Source organism: Nesterenkonia haasae, from assembly GCF_010119385.1.
Taxonomy (GTDB): Bacteria; Actinomycetota; Actinomycetes; order Actinomycetales; family Micrococcaceae; genus Nesterenkonia; species Nesterenkonia haasae.
In genome coordinates, this window is record NZ_VFIE01000031.1 from 20,008 (window position 1) to 35,370 (window position 15,363).

Below are 15,363 nucleotides of genomic sequence, written 5' to 3' on the forward strand. Positions count from 1 at the left end.
TTACGCGCTCACTCGCGCTGGATAGCTGAGACAAATCTATGAATCGCTCACTTGTGCCCTATGCAAGATCCCGATCGGGCTCAGGGCGGGGTAAGTTCGCCCCGATCGCTGCGCTCATTGGTTCAACGGCCCTCCTGGCAGGGTTCTTGGCTCCTGGTGCTGCGGCAAGTCCACCTCCGGCAGGAGCGCCGGCGCCTGAAGAGCGGTCAGTCTCCATTGACCATGGACATGTCGATGTTTTCTACCTCAATCACGAGGACGGAGAGCCTTACCTGGCGTTGAAGGACGACACCGTCGCGCCATACGCCGTGCGAGACGCCGAGGATGTCGAACTCCGGGTGAAGGAAGAGGCATTGATCCAACTTCCTGCGAGCGACACGGTTCCAGAGCAGCTGCACAGTGAAGAGGCCTACTTCCTGCCCCTGGCCCAGGACCAGAATCTGATCTGGCCGGGCTGGGAATCACAGCCGCTAGCTGGCCACTTCGACAGCGTGGACATCATCATCGAGTCGGTGGATGGTCCTGGAGAGGTCTACCTTTGGTCCCAGGGAAGCTTCGGCGGAGTGACCCCGATTCTCGATGAGGGAAGGCTGCAGTTCCCCGGCACGATCAGCCAGGACTACCTGGCCCATGTCCACGCAAATTGGGCTTTTACCGAACCCGGTGATTATTGGTTCACCGTCAGAGCTGACGTTCACGATTCCGATTCCGGGCGCAGTGAGACCACAAACGAGCAGGTCTATCACTTCTCAGTTGGGGACTTTGACCGTGACCCGGAGCCTACAGATTCTCCGGAGCCCTCGCTGGACCCCACAGATGATCCCTCTGAGAGTCCTAGTCCCTCGGCGAGTGGGGAGCCTGATCCTTCACCGAGCGAAACCGGGACGGCGGGCCCGGTCCCGACGGAGAGCGAAGCTCCGGACCGGCAGCCGACCCCAACACCTCCTGCGAATGGGGAACCTACTGGGTCTCCGAGTCCGACGAGTTCACCAACTCCGACGGGCTCGCCAAGTCCGACTCAACCACCGAGTCCCTCGCAGAGCCCAGGATCGACACCTACCGACACTCCGGACGGTGAGGCTTTTGAACTGTGTTGGAACGAGGTCCGGCTTTCCGAGGGGCACACGGACGTCTTCTACCTCAACCATTCGGATAATGACCCGTACTTAGCGTTGAAGGACGATACTGTCGCTCCCTACGCGATCCGCGATCCGCGGGGCGTTGAGCTGCATGTCAAAGAAGACGCCCATATTGAATTGCCCACTTCGGAAGCGGTCCCTGAGGAGGTTCAGGGACAGTCGGCCTACTATCTGCCGCTAGTGCAGGATCAAAACCTCATCTGGCCTGGTTGGGAGTCGCAGCCGTTGGCGGGGACAGGTTTCGACACCGTGGACATTAACGTCACAGATGTTGAGGGCCCCGGCGATATCTATATGTGGGGTGCGGGCAGCTTCGGCGGTGTGGAGCCCATCCTGGATGATGGTTCTTTCCAACTTCCAGGCACGATTCACCAGAACTACCTGGCTCATGTTCATGCGAACTGGGCGTTCACTGAGCCTGGTGCCTACTATCTGACAGCATCGGCGACCGTGACCAACTCAGCGACCGGTGAGTCAGCGGAGACGAACTCCAGCATGTACCTCTTCAGCGTCGGTGATGAGGTGCTGGAAGACGATTCCCGACTCAATTGCGGTGATGCTCCTGACTCGATCGATCCACCCTCCAATGGCGGTAACGGCAACGGCAATGGGTCCGGTAACGGCAACGGCTCCGGTGACGGTGGGGGCCAGAACGGTGGAGGTGGGGGAACCACCCCGAACGGTTCTGGAGGAGGCGGCCCCGGTGGCGGTTCCGGCAACGGTAGCGGCGGTACCACCCCCGAAGTGTGCTTGTCACCGGAGGAGTACGAGCGCCTCTACGGCAACGGAGGTACAACCGAAGGCGGCGACGCCGGTGCTCAGGCTGAAGACAACGGCGGTGCTGATGAGCAGATCGCCCCGCCCAGCGGCAATGTCGACTACGGCACTGAGGGGCACTTCGACGTCGGCCCAGTGTATGAAGATGGGGATTTCCAGTTCATGATCAAAGACGACCGGACTGCACCACCGGTGTGGCGCGATCACAGCGAGATCATCTTTGTCCTCGACGATGACGCTCACCGTCCAGCCGACACATTGCCGGGGGATTTGGACTTCGTCTCTGGTGGGGATGATGTGTGGATGATCCAGCAGATTCAGGAACCTGGTGTGCCGTGGCTTGGATGGAATACTCAACACGAGACCATCGTCAATGGCCCAGGTTCCAACGGTGCCACGATGACCCTGGAGTCAGTCAACGGACCAGGTGAGTTGGCGGTGTTCCTTAACGGAAACTTCGGCGACCTAGTAGGCGAGTCAGTCTTCGACACCGTCGGAGGACCCACGAGTTTCGAAGTCCCGGCCAACACTCACCAGCACGGCAACTGGGTGTTCACTGAGCCGGGTACCTACGAGGTCACCATGAGCTTCTCCGCAGAAGGTCACTCCGATACAGGGGTGCTCACTTTCGAAGTCGGAAATAGGGGAGGCCCGCAAGCTTCCGGTATCAGCTCCGAGACTGAGCCAAGTCAAGCGCTGAGTATGGTCCGACTTTCTGAGACCGAAACGATCGAAATCGGTGAAGAGAACAGTGACGACGATGATGACACTCCTGGTGCGGATACGGGCGCTGAGTCTGACGATGCACCTGTGCTGGGGTCAGGGCAAGGGTTGACTCCTGAGGGTCAACGGTGCGCATTGGCGTCTACCGGGGTCTCGAGCAGCATGCTCACCGGCCTGGGTGTAAGTCTCTTGCTGCTCGGTGGTGGTGCAGGTGCAGTATTGACTGCTCGCCGCTTCCGCGAAACCACCAAGACCACCTCATATGCCACAACCTGAGCAAGCATCCATGCCTCACCGGCATTTCGGATTGGACTTCCCGCCGGTGCGGCATGGGGTCAGGAAACGTGCCGCAGTCGCCAGCGTGTCGGCTGTCCTGGCGCTGACCGGTTGTGCCGAGGCCCAGGCCGCGCCCGGGGACGATGACCTGTCTATTGTCACGACCACAGGAATACTTGCGGATCTCACCGAGAACGTCGTCGGAGACCGGATCCAGGTGGATCAGATGGTGCCGGAGGGGGCTGATCCGCACAGTTACGAACCCTCACTGCGGGATGTCCGAACTGTGGCCTACGCCGATGCCGCCTTCTCCAACTACATGCTGTTAGAGGATCACTCCATTATCCGCACACTGGATGCCAACCTGCGCGAGGAGGCCCCTAATATCTCGCTGGCTGAATCTGCGGTTCAGTACTCAGCCGAGATTATCCCTCTCGTCGAGAATGTATCCCTGGACACCATCTGGCTGGGCATGAGGGTCAGGGGCTCCGGCGAGCAGCACGGTGCAGAACGAACGTCCCGTATTGAGCTGCGGGCTGTTCACGCTGACGGCCCGGGAGACTTGGTCGCCTACCTCACAGAGTCATTCGGCAATCCTCGGTTTTATATCGACTCATCCGAAGGCATCGGGGAGGGGGACAGTATTGGGCTGCCTCCGAATGCCCACACGCACATGAGCTGGGCGTTCACCGAGCCAGGTATCTATGAGCTCACCCTCGAAGCCGACCTAGTGGTCGATGAAGACACCATCATCCCAATAGCGAATGCGACCTCCTTCACCTTTGCTGTGGGTGTTAACCCGCACACCGCCCCGGGGTCGGAAGGCGCTCAGGTTCTCTCCCATGGACACGGGGACATTTCCGTCGACATCGACTCTGAGGAGATCTACCTATTCTTCGATCCGCATGGCGGAGGGGACCACACCCAGCAGGAGCTTTCTGGAGAGGACGTCATCATCGAAGTGCCCAACCGTGCACTCCACGAAATTCCCCCGGACCCAGGATTCCGGTTCCTGGGAAGAGCAGGGGACCAGGTCTACCAACTTCCCCAGGCAGTGCTTGGCGCCCACGTTCACGGAGAGATAGACCCCCACTTATGGCACAACGTGGCAAACGCCCAAGCCTACGTGGAGATCATTCGTGACACCGTAATTGACATCGATCCTGACAACGCTGACTACTACCGAACGAATGCCCAGGATTACCTCAGGCACCTGCAAGAACTCGACCAGTACATGGAAGAGCGGATCGGGCAGATCCCCGAATCCAACCGGCACCTCGTGACGACTCATGACGCCTTCGGTTACTTGGGTGCCGCCTATGAGATGGACATCGCAGGCTTCGTCACACCCAACCCGTCCACCGAACCCTCGATGCAGGAACGGCGCCGGCTGGTGGAGACGATCCAGAACCTGGAGATCCCCGCTGTTTTTCTCGAACCCAACTTGATCGCCCGATCCTCCACGCTGGAGCAGACGGCAGATGAACTCGGCGTGGACGTCTGTGAGATCTACGGAGATGCCTTTGACGAAAACGTCACCACCTACACGGACATGATGCGGTTCAACGCTGACTCTCTCTACGAGTGCCTCACCCCGTGACAGATATTCCCTTCCTTAGTAACGCCCGCAACCCGCTGAAAACACTAGAGAGGATCCGCAATGTCTCTGACTGACATGCCAGCATGGCGCCGGCTGATTGCCCTCGGCTCCATCGGAGCATTCCTGCTGACCGGAGCCTCCGCAGCGAATGCCGCCCAGACTCCCGACCCCGGCAACGACGACGCCCTCGACCAGACCGTGGAACGGGACGAGGAGCTGGGCACTGAGCAGGTCATTATCGAGCGTGGTCACGTCGATATCGGGCCGCGGCTTATTGACGGTCAGTGGCAGCTGCTAGCCCGAGACGACACCCAGTCCCCGCCAGTTTGGCGAAGTTTGGAGGACATGGTCTTTCACCTGCCGGAGACTTCCATCCAGCAAGCTCCCGATGATGAGGACTATGCGTTCCTGCCGGCGGAACCCGGCGAGGACCTCTACCTCATCCCGCAGACAGAAGACTATGAAGTCCCATGGCTTGGGTGGAACACCCAGGACCCAGAAGTGGTGGACCAACTAGTGCGTGGAATGACTCTGCGACTGCACGGTGTCGAAGGCCCCGGGGAATTCATCCTGTTTCTGCAGTCGGGGAACTTTGATCCGCCACAGCTGCTCTGGGAATCCACCGCGCTCGATGAGGGCGCGCAAGACATTTGGGCCGATACGAACACCCATGTCCACGGCAACTGGGTGTTTACCGAGCCAGGCACCTACTTGCTCGATGTTGAAGTCAGTGGCGAGCTCGACGACGGCACCACTGGTAGTAGCCGGGACACACTGCGGTTTTCTGTAGGTGATGCATCCGACCCGCAGGAGGCTTTCGACGCCGAGCTCGTCGAGTCGGCGACCGACGGTGATGAAGAGCTCAACGGCCAAGCCGACGACGCGAATCCTGCCGACGCTGATCTTGACGCAATGGACGGCGCGGCCGATGAGGAGGGTGGATTTTCGATGGCGACAGTGGCGCTGCTGGTTGGCGCTGCAATCCTCATCTTGGGGGCAGCCGCACTGGCCCTCACCCTGCGTTCTCGCCGGGCGCGACAAGCAGCTGAAGCTGCTGTCCACTCCGGCAGTCAGGTGAGGAGGGGGCGATGAGTGCCAAACATACTGTGTACCCGGAGGATCTGCGTGAAGATGAGGCGGCGCACCTCGATGAGGGGCTGCAAGTTGAAGGTCTCGCGGTGGATCTAGGCGGTCGTCCAGTGCTGCGCAACGTTGATCTCAATGTGGCTGCCGGCGAGCTCGTTGGGCTTATCGGCCCCAATGGTGCAGGTAAAACCACATTGATCCGCTCAGTGTTGGGTCTGACACCTTCTCGCGAAGGGCACGTCAGGGTTGAAGGACAATCGAGTCGAAAAGCTCGACGGCGTATCGGCTATGTGCCGCAGCGTCAGGAATTTGCCTGGGATTTTCCCATCAGCGTCCATGATGTCGTGCTCTCGGGACGGGTGGGTGCCATTGGATGGTTGCGTCGTGCTGGGGTTCAGGACTACCAGGCTGTAGCGGAGGCCCTGGATCGTGCCGATATGAGTTCACTCAAGGATCGTCCCGTAGGCCAGCTCTCGGGTGGACAGCGACAGCGGGTACTTGTAGCCCGGGCTTTGGCCTTGCGGCCCCAGGTGATGCTGTTGGATGAGCCGTTCACAGGTCTGGACATCCCCACCCAAGAATTGCTGACCGACCTGTTTCGAGACCTTGCAGCCGAGGGTCGCGCACTGTTAATGACCACCCATGATCTCGCCGGGGCGATGCATACCTTTGACCGGCTTTATTTGATCAACCGCACAGTGGTGGCTTCGGGCCCCCCGGACGCGCTGCGAAGTACCGAAATATGGACCCGAGCCTTCGGCTTCCGTCAGGACTCCCCGTTGCTCAATGCTCTGGGCGTGAAGGATGTCAAGGATGGGGAGGACCACTAATGTCTGAGCTGGTGTCTTACGGGATGTTGAGTTTTCCCGAGTTTCTGCAAGATCTGACTAATCCACTGCTGTCGTTCCTGCCCAAAGCGTTGCTGGTCGCGATGATGGCTGCTGTCATCTGCGGGGTAATCGGCTCCTATGTGGTGCTGCGCGGCATGGTTTTCGTTGGCCACGCCGTCGCCCACTCCGTTTTCCCCGGCATTGCGCTCGCCTTCATTCTCCAGGGTTCCCTGGTTCTCGGGGGAATGGCTGCAGGTATAGCCACTGCTGTCCTAGTGGCTGTCTTCTCTCAGAATCGGCGTCTGAAAGAAGACGCTGTGATCGGTATCTTCTTCGTGGCTGCCTTCGCACTGGGTATTGTCATCATCTCCACTGCGCCAGGCTATTCGGGTTCGCTGGAGAGCTTTCTCTTTGGCTCAATCACCGGGATTCCGGATTCCGACGTCTACGTGGTCGCCGGAGCTGGCGTGGTACTGCTGACGATCGCGTTCCTGTTGCACAAGGAATTCGTTGCCGTCAGCTTGGACCGGGAGATGGCCCGCTCGGCAGGGCTGCCCATTTTGGCCTTGGACATTGTGCTCTACGTGATGGTCTCAGCAGCCGTGGTGGTCTCAGTTCAGGTTATTGGCAATATCTTGGTCGTAGCCCTGCTGGTAGTACCGGCAGCGACCGCCCGGTTACTCACCGACAGGTTGGGCCTGATGATGCTGCTTTCTCCCACCATCGGGGCGATGACCGCATTCTTCGGTCTCTATCTCTCCTGGGCCATTGACCTGCCCACCGGTGGCACGATCGTGTTGTTAGCCACCGCGGTCTTCCTGCTGACCTGGGTACTAGCTCCTAGGCACGGACTACTTGGAAAATGGCTAGCTTCCCGGTCGGTGGACTCCGAAGAGGAGACCGGCTCGTTCCCAGAAGGTGGGGACCAGCCGCAGACCATGGTGAGCGCGCATGACAAGCTCCGTGCAGCACGCTGAGGTGGAATGAGAACGCAGGAAGGGTCCGGGTGTCCTCGGGTCTCTCTAAGAATTCAATCGAGCACCTGTCCACAGCAGGGTGGGATGGACGGTATAAGTCGTTGGGGTTAAACCGACGTGGAGGGAGCTTCCGGGGTCTAGCAGCACTTCAACCTGACGGAGATCTTCCTCTTTCATGCCGGTGGCGACGCCACTTGCGGACGCTGCGTGCCGCATTTCTGGCCAGACGATTCCTTCCAGATATGCTCGAGCCGCGGAGCCTGGGCTGAGCGTCGTGGCGGCAATTGGGAAGCAATCCACACTGATATTTTTCATCCCCGCGGCTTGTAACCACTCTCCGTGCCGCTCGTAGTGCGCGGTATCTTGCTGGATGAGACCCCAAGTGTGTTCCGAGGCGGTGCGGATCATTCGTTCCAACCGTGAGTGTCCGGGCAAGCTCATGGATCTGCAGTAGTTGGTATTGAACAGTGCCAGCACGCCACCGGGTGCCAGGGCTTGTGCCAGGGCGACGACGACGCCTCCCGGATCCTCGAAAACAGTGGGCCATATGACGTCGGAGGCCCAGATGAGGTCAAAGCGGGGGACCATCCTCGGAGGCCTGCTCAGCTAGCTGAAGAAGATCACCCTCGCGGACCTCAACAGCGTTCTGCCGATCTTGTTGGTCCACGTAGTTCCGGGCGGCAGTCACGGCCCGGGGGTCGAGGTCTATCGCGGTCACACAGCCTGCCCCGCTCTCCTGTGCCCGGACGGCCAGAGCAGGCAAGGCTCCTCCCGCACCGGTTCCAGCGTCGAGGATCCGCAGAGGTGTTCCGGTCAGGGAGAGCTCGATGGAAGTGATGGCTTCATGGACTGCCGGTGCGGTGAAGGCCCGGTTGAGGACCAGGTACTCCTCATACCGGCTCGTGTCCGGACCACTGGACTCCTTGCCATTGGAGTTCCCTGGCATAGATATACCTGCTCTCTGCGCATCGCGTTGTTTCCCGCAATGGTTTAACAGCCCCTGGTAGGTAGCTTGACCCTTGCTGATGACAAGACTACATTTAAAGAAGATGAGACGCATTTGCAATAAGGAGTATGAGTTGAGGGAGACCTCGAGTTGACGGTAGTGGAGCAAGCACAGGGGAGTGCTCCCACTCGGTCAGGCGCCTCATCTTGCGTGCATACCGGGGGACATTTGTCCTTGGGTGGAACCTTGCGTTGCGGATGCGGGCCGGAGGAACCCCCGTCTGCATCTTCTGGGCCGATGGAGACGCTTGAGTCTTTGGTGTGGACGCCTATTCGCCAACAGCACGTCGGTTTCATCCGGACGCGGTTTATCTATTCGAGTCGACAATCCTAGCTTCCTGCGCAATCGGCTTCTTGAGCCGAGCCATTGGGCTGCGTGGGAAGCGTCGTGTGAAGCCCACGTTCATAGAGCCGCGGATCGCGGCTGAGAGTAAAGGAAAAATCATGTCGACAACGATTGCAACACAGCAACCAAGGGCCCGGGCAAGCTCGGCCAAGATGCTCGGACGGGCAGGTACAGGTTTAGCAGGAGCAGCAGTCTTGGCCTTCAGTGCGGCACTGCCGGCGCATGCGCAAACCGAGGTGACCAGCGGCCACGCGGATGTCATCGGTGTCAACAGTGCTCACGAAATCGGTTCGAACTTTGGTTCGGACTTCGCGCCCTGGGGTGCGAATTTCGATTATCAGTTCGTATTCGATGATGCACTGAACCAGAACGGTGTGACTTGCTCCAACGGGGTGATCACCATTGACGGCCATGGGATCAACTCAAATCAACTCCCAGATGTGGGACTTGATAACTCAAGCAACAACCCTTATTTGATTGACGTATCAACGGCCAGCGGCAGCCCGCAAACCGGTGACGTCTCATTCTCCTCGAGTCTCAGTGACGTTCTGAGCACGGACGGGCCCCCTGTGGAGCTTCCTTCCAGTGCTCATGTGCATGGTGATTGGGAGTTTGTGGTCGGATCGTGCGCCGCCGGGGAGTCGTATGTCTTCGAGCTGACCTTCGAGGCTGAGGGGCAAGGAGGAGTAGGCAACTTTGACGAGCAGGGCATTACCTTCGTAATCAACAGCTAACAGTTGAATCCGAGGGTGCCAGCTAAGACTCGTGAGGTTGGCGCCCTCGGATTCTTGTTTTCTATATATTAGAATAAGGATTCTTTATTGTGACGTCATCTGAAATCGCAAGTAGCGACGGTCACTGCCGTGCGGACGGCATGAGAAGGCTGTTCAAAAGTGGATCGGCGTCTGTGCTCGTGGCCCTGTTGGTTGGCATCGGGGTCTCGGTGGCACCGGCTGCCGCTGATGAAGAAACCTTCGAGGCGGATTTCATTAACATCAGATCCGACATGCAAGACGATGAGTGGTCTGTGTACTCTGCAACGAGTGTTGGCCGTCAGCCGCAGAACCGAGAAGTTCAGCTCCGTGTTCCGTCGTCATCGGTGCGACAGATTGGTATGGGCGATGAGTACGCCTGGCACGGTGAGCAGGGTGAGGCGAGATGGTTTAGCCTCTCGCAGATATCGACACAACAAGTGCCTGACACCATGCTCTCTCTTGACGATCAGAGCATCAAATACAGCGTCGATAATGTCGTGGGTCCAGGGGATTTTGCACTGTACGCCGTTGACTACGACCCGCAAAACCCACCTGGAAGTCCCAGCGATTTGTTCCGTTGGGGCACCGGCTTCCAACGCGATGGCTCTCCGCAGAGTCTTGGCCAGGAGTTTGAACTGCCCCCACGTGATCGGCTTCCTATGGAAGTGATGGCCAGTGCTTCGGGAATGTACTGCTTCGACGTCACAGCCAGGGCGACTCTGGCCGATGGCACCTCGGTGGCGGACACTGGCACTGTTCGAATGGCAGTCGGTGATCAAGTCGTTTCGGACGCGGGGTGTGGTGTCGCGACCGATGAGTTTCCCGAAGGCGCAGAGGCGCCTAATGCCCCACGTGCTCCTGACGTCTCAGTGGAGGGTGACGTAGTGTCCGTTGGGTGGGAGCCTCCTCCCTCAAGTGCTGATGCTCCTATTACCGGGTACACAGTGTTACTTACGGATCATCTGGGCGAGTCTTTGGTCCAGGAGATCGATGGGGACACCACCTCGGCGGTGTTCGAGGACGTGCCTGCTGGACGCTACTCGGCGACTGTTATGGCGGCCAATGAGTTCGGTGAATCTCGGCCCTCTGTCCGGTCGGATCGGTTCATGGTCGAGTTGCAAGATGGTGACACCTTGGTCGTCACAGAGGGGCACATCGATGTGATAGCTCCGCAGGTCGACATTGCCGAAGTCACGGGTGAGAAGACGCTTCAGCTGAGGGCCCATCACGACGACTATGGCTGGCTGGAGTGGGACCAGTTTGTGCTGTATACCGATGATCAGGCCAGGGAAAATCTCCCGGGGGAGTACACGTCTGGTAACGACTGGTCGTTTATCGGTGAGCCGGGCCAGGATGTGTGGAGAAGCCCCATTACTCAGAATCGTGGGCTGCCCTGGGTTGGGCTAAGCACTGAACATGTGAGTATCCGTGAACATGTAGGCCATGGCAACAGTGTGGGTTTGCGGATTGAGGGTGTGACTGGGCCCGATGGCGAAGACGCTCCAGGGGAATTTGCCTATTCTCGAGTGGGCAGCAGCCCCGGCTTTAGCGGCCCACCCTGGAATGGACATGTTGAGGCCAGTAGCCGAGAAGGGCTTCCGCACGCGTCTTCTGAGCCGGTCGGAAATCATACCCACTATGACTGGTTCTTCAGCGAGCCGGGTGTGTACTGCGTTGCAGTCGCCATCGACGCGGAGCTTGAGGGTGAACGCCATACCTCCCGTGGGCAAATGACCCATATTGTTGGTGAGACCGTGGAACCCCACGAGGTAGCGCCCTGCGAAGCGAACACTGAGTACCTTTCAGTGGATGCTCCGCCGAGTGTTGAGGCAGGCGATACAGGTGAGCCATTCGTTCTCGACGGCGGTTACGGAAATCTCTCCCTGCTGTTGGATGACGGTGAACTCGATACTCAACTGTTGCATGGGGGCAGCTTCCGCAACACAGTCCCTGAAGCCCATGATCTAGAGAACGTGATTTTCCGCGCTGACTCCCTTGGAGGGAACTACTATTTCAGCCGATCGTTCCCCCTCAATGCGCATGCACGTGGGACAGTTCCTTACTTGCGATGGAACACTTTCGGTGTCGACGATGATGAGGTGAACGGTGATATCACTTGGACTGTGGATGAGGTCCGAGGCCCAGGAGACTTCACTGTTGAGCAGGACCGTCCCTATAGCCCGGTATTCAACACCGCTGAGGGTGCCACAGAGAGTAATCTCTGGACCCAGAGCGGGGCCGCGCGGACTGACTGGTATGTTTCCGACCCAGGCAAATACTGTATCGATCTGACGTGGTCTGTGCAGACCGTTGATCAGGGCGAAGTTTCACATTCTCAGACGATCACGGTGGTCGCTGACGGGGAAGGGCCCGGAAACGGTGAGGAGACCTTCTCGGTGACCTGTGTCGATGGTGCTGATCCATCTGGCCCAGACCCGACTGACCCTCCTGAGGAAGAGATCCTTGTCCTTGAACAGGGCCATGCAGACATCTTTTACATCGCTTTGGATGAGGACAGTGAGCCGTACCTCACTCTTAAGGAAGATGTGACTGGCTCTGGTGTGCTGCGAGATCCCGCCACTGTGGAACTTCACGTTGTGGCGGATGCCGTGACCGAATTTCCCGATTCTGAAGGGGTGCCAGAAGGTCTGCGCGGTGAGAGTGCGCACCATTTGCCTCTAAATCAGCATCCTGATGTTCTCTGGCCGGGGTGGGACACGCGGCAGGTGATGTCCACCGGTTTTAGGGCTGTGGACATCACCATCAGCGACTTCGAGGGTCCGGGCGATGCGTATCTGTGGTCCGGTGCAGGGCTGGGCGGTACTCGCGCAGTGCTGGATGACGAGCAGTTCCGGCTCCCCGGGAACATCCATCAGGATGAGCCTGCCCATGTGCATGCGGATTGGGCGTTTACTGAGCCGGGGGAATACGTCTTCACCGCACGGGCTACGCTGCATGATTCGGTGACAGGGGAGACCTTCACTACCAATGAGTCCGAGTATCTGTTCACTGTGGCGGAAGCTGAGCAGCCTCAGCCGACGCCGCCTGGGGATCCCGACCCTTCTCCCACGCCCACGCAGGGCCCGGAACCCACAGAGACGGGATCACCCTCGCCAACAGAGGGCCCAACGCCCACTCCGACAGGTGACCCGTCTGAGGATCCTACGGAGGGGACTACTCCCGATCCCACGGAAGAGCCCACCCAGTCTGGTGGGCCCACATCGACCCCGGAGCCTACGGAGACAGCCTCGCCGGATCCAACGGACAGACCGACAATGACCCCGTCTCCGACGGAGAGCGGGGAACCGACAGCTTCACCGTCACCGACGGAATCTCCGGATCCAACGGATGACCGGACAGTTTCGCCATCGCCGACCGATGATCCTTCGGATCTGCCGGTGCCGGTGGAACCCTCTGAGAATGAGCTGACTTCTGAGTTCGAGGACTTGATTCAAGCTCCTGAGCAGGCTGTCATCGGTGAGGAAATCTCTGTCACAGTTGGCGAGGAGTACGTGGACCAGGCGTTGCATTCCTTCCTGTTTTCAAGCCCTGTAAATCTGGGTTCCTCAGCAGTGGACGCAGAAGGCGGGATAATCCTTGCCATCCCCAAGACTGACGATCTGATCGGTAACCATCGGCTGGCGGTCTATGAGGATTCTGGGGGCATCATCGGCTGGACCAGCATCGAGCTGGTCCCTCCTACTCCTGATGGTGGCGATGAGCCTGGCGGTGCCAGCGGAAACGGTGACCAGGACAGCGGTTCAGATGAGTCTGATCAGCGGCATCCTGATAGTGGCGGCAAAGGTACCGACCCGGGGGGATCACCTGGGCAGTCCGATGCCAAGGACTCAGGTGCTTCGCTTGCGGCTACCGGTATGGGTAACGGCCTGCTGATGGGCGCGGGGCTCATGCTCCTGATCGTTGGAGCCGGAATCGGCCTGCTGCTGCTGCGCAGACCCGGATCAGCCATTCGGTAGCTACTCCTGAGGGGGTGTGGCCCCATTGGGTGGCTAGTGGTGCCACACCTCCTCAGCCGATTCCCGTTGCCGCTAAGAGCTCCTCCCCTGGTGCTCACACCCGCGGCACTTTGGATGAGTCAATGCGCTCAATTGACCGAGGCGGGACCCTCGCGTAATCTTTATTGTAAATGCGAGTCATTCGCATGAATTCATGAGGGAGACCAACTTGAAGAAGAGCCTAGCCACAGGTGTGCTGACAGTGATGGGTGCAGCACTCCTGATGCCTTTAACTGCCGTGTCCGCTGCTGCAGAACCAGATGTAGATGAACGGCCTTATGTGATCGGCCGTGGTCACGTAGATGCCTTTTACTTCAATGTCGGAGACGAGAGGAATCCTTACGAAGACTCCTTCGGCGCAGACCAGCCCTATCTTGCCCTGAAAGATGACACGGTCAGCCCCTTCGAAATTCGGCGACCTGAAGATGTTGAGCTCTACATCAAGCAGGAAGCGTTCGTGAGCGATTTTCCTGCAGTCGCCGCGGTACCGCAGGAGCTCCACGGCGAATCTGCCTATCATCTGCCACTCAGCCAGGACTCGCAGCTGCTTTGGCCCGGGTGGGAAAGCCAGCCTTTGCAAGGTCGGTTCGACACTGTTGACATCAACATCACAGATGTAGAGGGCCCGGGCGATGTCTACTTGTGGACCACAAGTTCCTTCGGTCAGCTGGTGACATTATTGGACGATGACCGAGTGCAGTTTCCGGGGACAATCCATCAGAGCTACTTGGCGCACGTGCACGCCCATTGGGCCTTTACTGAACCAGGCGATTACGTTTTCTCCGTGGCCCCAGAAGTCCACAGTTCACACACGGGCGAGAGCATAGAGACTAATACAGAGGAGTATCTCTTCTCTGTAGGCGAGTTTGTCCGAACCCCGGACGTCATCGACATCGCCGGATCCACTTCCTATGAGGAAGGGGACACGATCGAGTTGACCGCTCTCCCCGAGCGGGCCGCAGTCGAGGTTCCGCGTTCAGATCGGGGCGATTCATCGTCGGGAGAGTGGGCAACTGTCACCCCTTCATGGCGTTGGGAGATCAAGGACGCTGAGGACGAGTGGAACGAAGTCGAAGCACAGAGCACGGATACCTACTCGGTTGAAGCTGATGGCGGCACACAGGAGATTCGTGCCGTGGCGACTTACGTTGATGAGTTCCGCGATGTAGAAATCGACGTCGTCTCAACACCCGTCACAGTCACTACCGATGTCGCCCAGAGTGTCGAACTTGCTGAGTTGGAGGCCGAATACAACCAAGGAGAGGACATCCACCTCCGCGTGGAAGCCGATCCTGAGCTGACTGAAGGCCACGATGTGACCTGGGAGTGGCAACTCCCTGGTACTGAATGGACAAGCATTCCGGAAGCTGCGGGTACTTCACACACCATCCAGGCTGAACACGCCTTAAACGGTGCCCAAATCAGGGCGGTTGTCGCGGCGGGCGGAGAAACTCACTCACTGGGGCCAGCCACCATCGCTGTGAACGTTACGGACGAACCTCAGCAAGTGCTCACGATCGGTGGTGCGCAGAGTGGCTACGCCCCGGGGGACGCTGTGGATCTATCCCTGAGCGTTGAACCCGCCACTGTTTTGGACAGCTACCAGTGGTACCTGACTCTTGACGGTGAAGATCAGGCCACGGCCCTCGAAGGTGCAACTGCAGCTACCCATTCGTTCACGTTCAGCGAGGACCTAGATGGCGCCAGTGTGCACGCCACATTGCGTGACGGCAACAGCCAGGCGGTCTACGGGCCTGCCGACCCAGTGGTCCTCCATATGACCGAGGATGAGCCGGATCCTGAGCCGACGGAGACTGTGTCGCCGAGCCCGAC

General features: G+C 58.9%; 10 protein-coding genes. 8 read left to right on the forward strand and 2 right to left on the reverse strand.

What is annotated here, in order from left to right; all coding sequences use genetic code 11:
- Positions 1-38: 38 nt before the first annotated feature.
- Genes FH975_RS15525 through FH975_RS15545 form a run of 5 tightly spaced genes read left to right on the forward strand, consistent with a single transcriptional unit; the run spans position 39 to position 7,408 of the window.
- Positions 39-2,915, forward strand: a complete 2,877-nt coding sequence (locus FH975_RS15525) for a TIGR03773 family transporter-associated surface protein (RefSeq protein ID WP_162322093.1) — start codon at positions 39-41, stop codon at positions 2,913-2,915.
- Complete coding sequence (locus FH975_RS15530) at positions 2,902-4,515, forward strand: anchored repeat ABC transporter, substrate-binding protein (protein WP_235928792.1); 1,614 nt, start codon at positions 2,902-2,904, stop codon at positions 4,513-4,515. The genes FH975_RS15525 and FH975_RS15530 overlap by 14 nt, the downstream gene beginning before the upstream one ends.
- Positions 4,516-4,575: 60 nt before the next feature.
- Positions 4,576-5,607, forward strand: a complete 1,032-nt coding sequence (locus tag FH975_RS15535) for a choice-of-anchor M domain-containing protein (protein ID WP_162322095.1) — start codon at positions 4,576-4,578, stop codon at positions 5,605-5,607.
- On the forward strand, positions 5,604-6,431 hold the full coding sequence (locus tag FH975_RS15540; protein ID WP_162322096.1) for an anchored repeat-type ABC transporter ATP-binding subunit: 828 nt from the start codon (positions 5,604-5,606) through the stop codon (positions 6,429-6,431). Before FH975_RS15535 ends, FH975_RS15540 begins: the two co-directional genes overlap by 4 nt.
- On the forward strand, positions 6,431-7,408 hold the full coding sequence (locus tag FH975_RS15545; RefSeq protein WP_328821925.1) for an anchored repeat-type ABC transporter permease subunit: 978 nt from the start codon (positions 6,431-6,433) through the stop codon (positions 7,406-7,408). Before FH975_RS15540 ends, FH975_RS15545 begins: the two co-directional genes overlap by 1 nt.
- A 45-nt stretch (positions 7,409-7,453) precedes the next feature.
- Here the strand turns inward: FH975_RS15545 and FH975_RS15550 are convergent, their stop codons facing one another.
- Both FH975_RS15550 and FH975_RS15555 read right to left on the reverse strand, forming a co-directional pair.
- Positions 7,454-7,996 (reverse strand): class I SAM-dependent methyltransferase, encoded by a 543-nt coding sequence (locus FH975_RS15550; protein WP_162322097.1) that lies wholly within the window; start codon positions 7,994-7,996, stop codon positions 7,454-7,456.
- Positions 7,980-8,354, reverse strand: coding sequence for a class I SAM-dependent methyltransferase (locus FH975_RS15555; RefSeq protein ID WP_162322098.1), 375 nt, complete (start codon positions 8,352-8,354; stop codon positions 7,980-7,982). The genes FH975_RS15550 and FH975_RS15555 overlap by 17 nt, the downstream gene beginning before the upstream one ends.
- A gap of 503 nt (positions 8,355-8,857) precedes the next feature.
- On the opposite strand from FH975_RS15555, the gene FH975_RS15560 reads away from it, so the two are divergent.
- The 3 genes from FH975_RS15560 to FH975_RS15570 form a co-directional block, all read left to right on the forward strand.
- A complete protein-coding gene (locus tag FH975_RS15560; protein ID WP_162322099.1) occupies positions 8,858-9,493 on the forward strand; it encodes a hypothetical protein in 636 nt (211 codons plus the stop codon).
- 89 nt (positions 9,494-9,582) lie between these two features.
- The gene (locus tag FH975_RS15565) at positions 9,583-13,491 is read left to right on the forward strand and encodes a choice-of-anchor M domain-containing protein (protein WP_162322100.1); all 3,909 of its coding nucleotides are present in this window, start codon (positions 9,583-9,585) and stop codon (positions 13,489-13,491) included.
- Between the two features lie 193 nt (positions 13,492-13,684).
- Positions 13,685-15,363 (forward strand): choice-of-anchor M domain-containing protein (locus tag FH975_RS15570; protein WP_202923309.1); only part of this gene is annotated, 1,679 nt, incomplete at its 3' end.

Bases quoted from the DNA above. Each gene is read 5' to 3' on its own strand.
- FH975_RS15525 (WP_162322093.1), top strand. From the start codon at position 39: ATGAATCGCTCACTTGTGCCCTATGCAAGATCCCGATCGGGCTCAGGG.
- FH975_RS15530 (WP_235928792.1), top strand. From the start codon at position 2,902: ATGCCACAACCTGAGCAAGCATCCATGCCTCACCGGCATTTCGGATTG.
- FH975_RS15535 (WP_162322095.1), top strand. From the start codon at position 4,576: ATGTCTCTGACTGACATGCCAGCATGGCGCCGGCTGATTGCCCTCGGC.
- FH975_RS15540 (WP_162322096.1), top strand. From the start codon at position 5,604: ATGAGTGCCAAACATACTGTGTACCCGGAGGATCTGCGTGAAGATGAG.
- FH975_RS15545 (WP_328821925.1), top strand. From the start codon at position 6,431: ATGTCTGAGCTGGTGTCTTACGGGATGTTGAGTTTTCCCGAGTTTCTG.
- FH975_RS15550 (WP_162322097.1), bottom strand. From the start codon at position 7,996: ATGGTCCCCCGCTTTGACCTCATCTGGGCCTCCGACGTCATATGGCCC.
- FH975_RS15555 (WP_162322098.1), bottom strand. From the start codon at position 8,354: ATGCCAGGGAACTCCAATGGCAAGGAGTCCAGTGGTCCGGACACGAGC.
- FH975_RS15560 (WP_162322099.1), top strand. From the start codon at position 8,858: ATGTCGACAACGATTGCAACACAGCAACCAAGGGCCCGGGCAAGCTCG.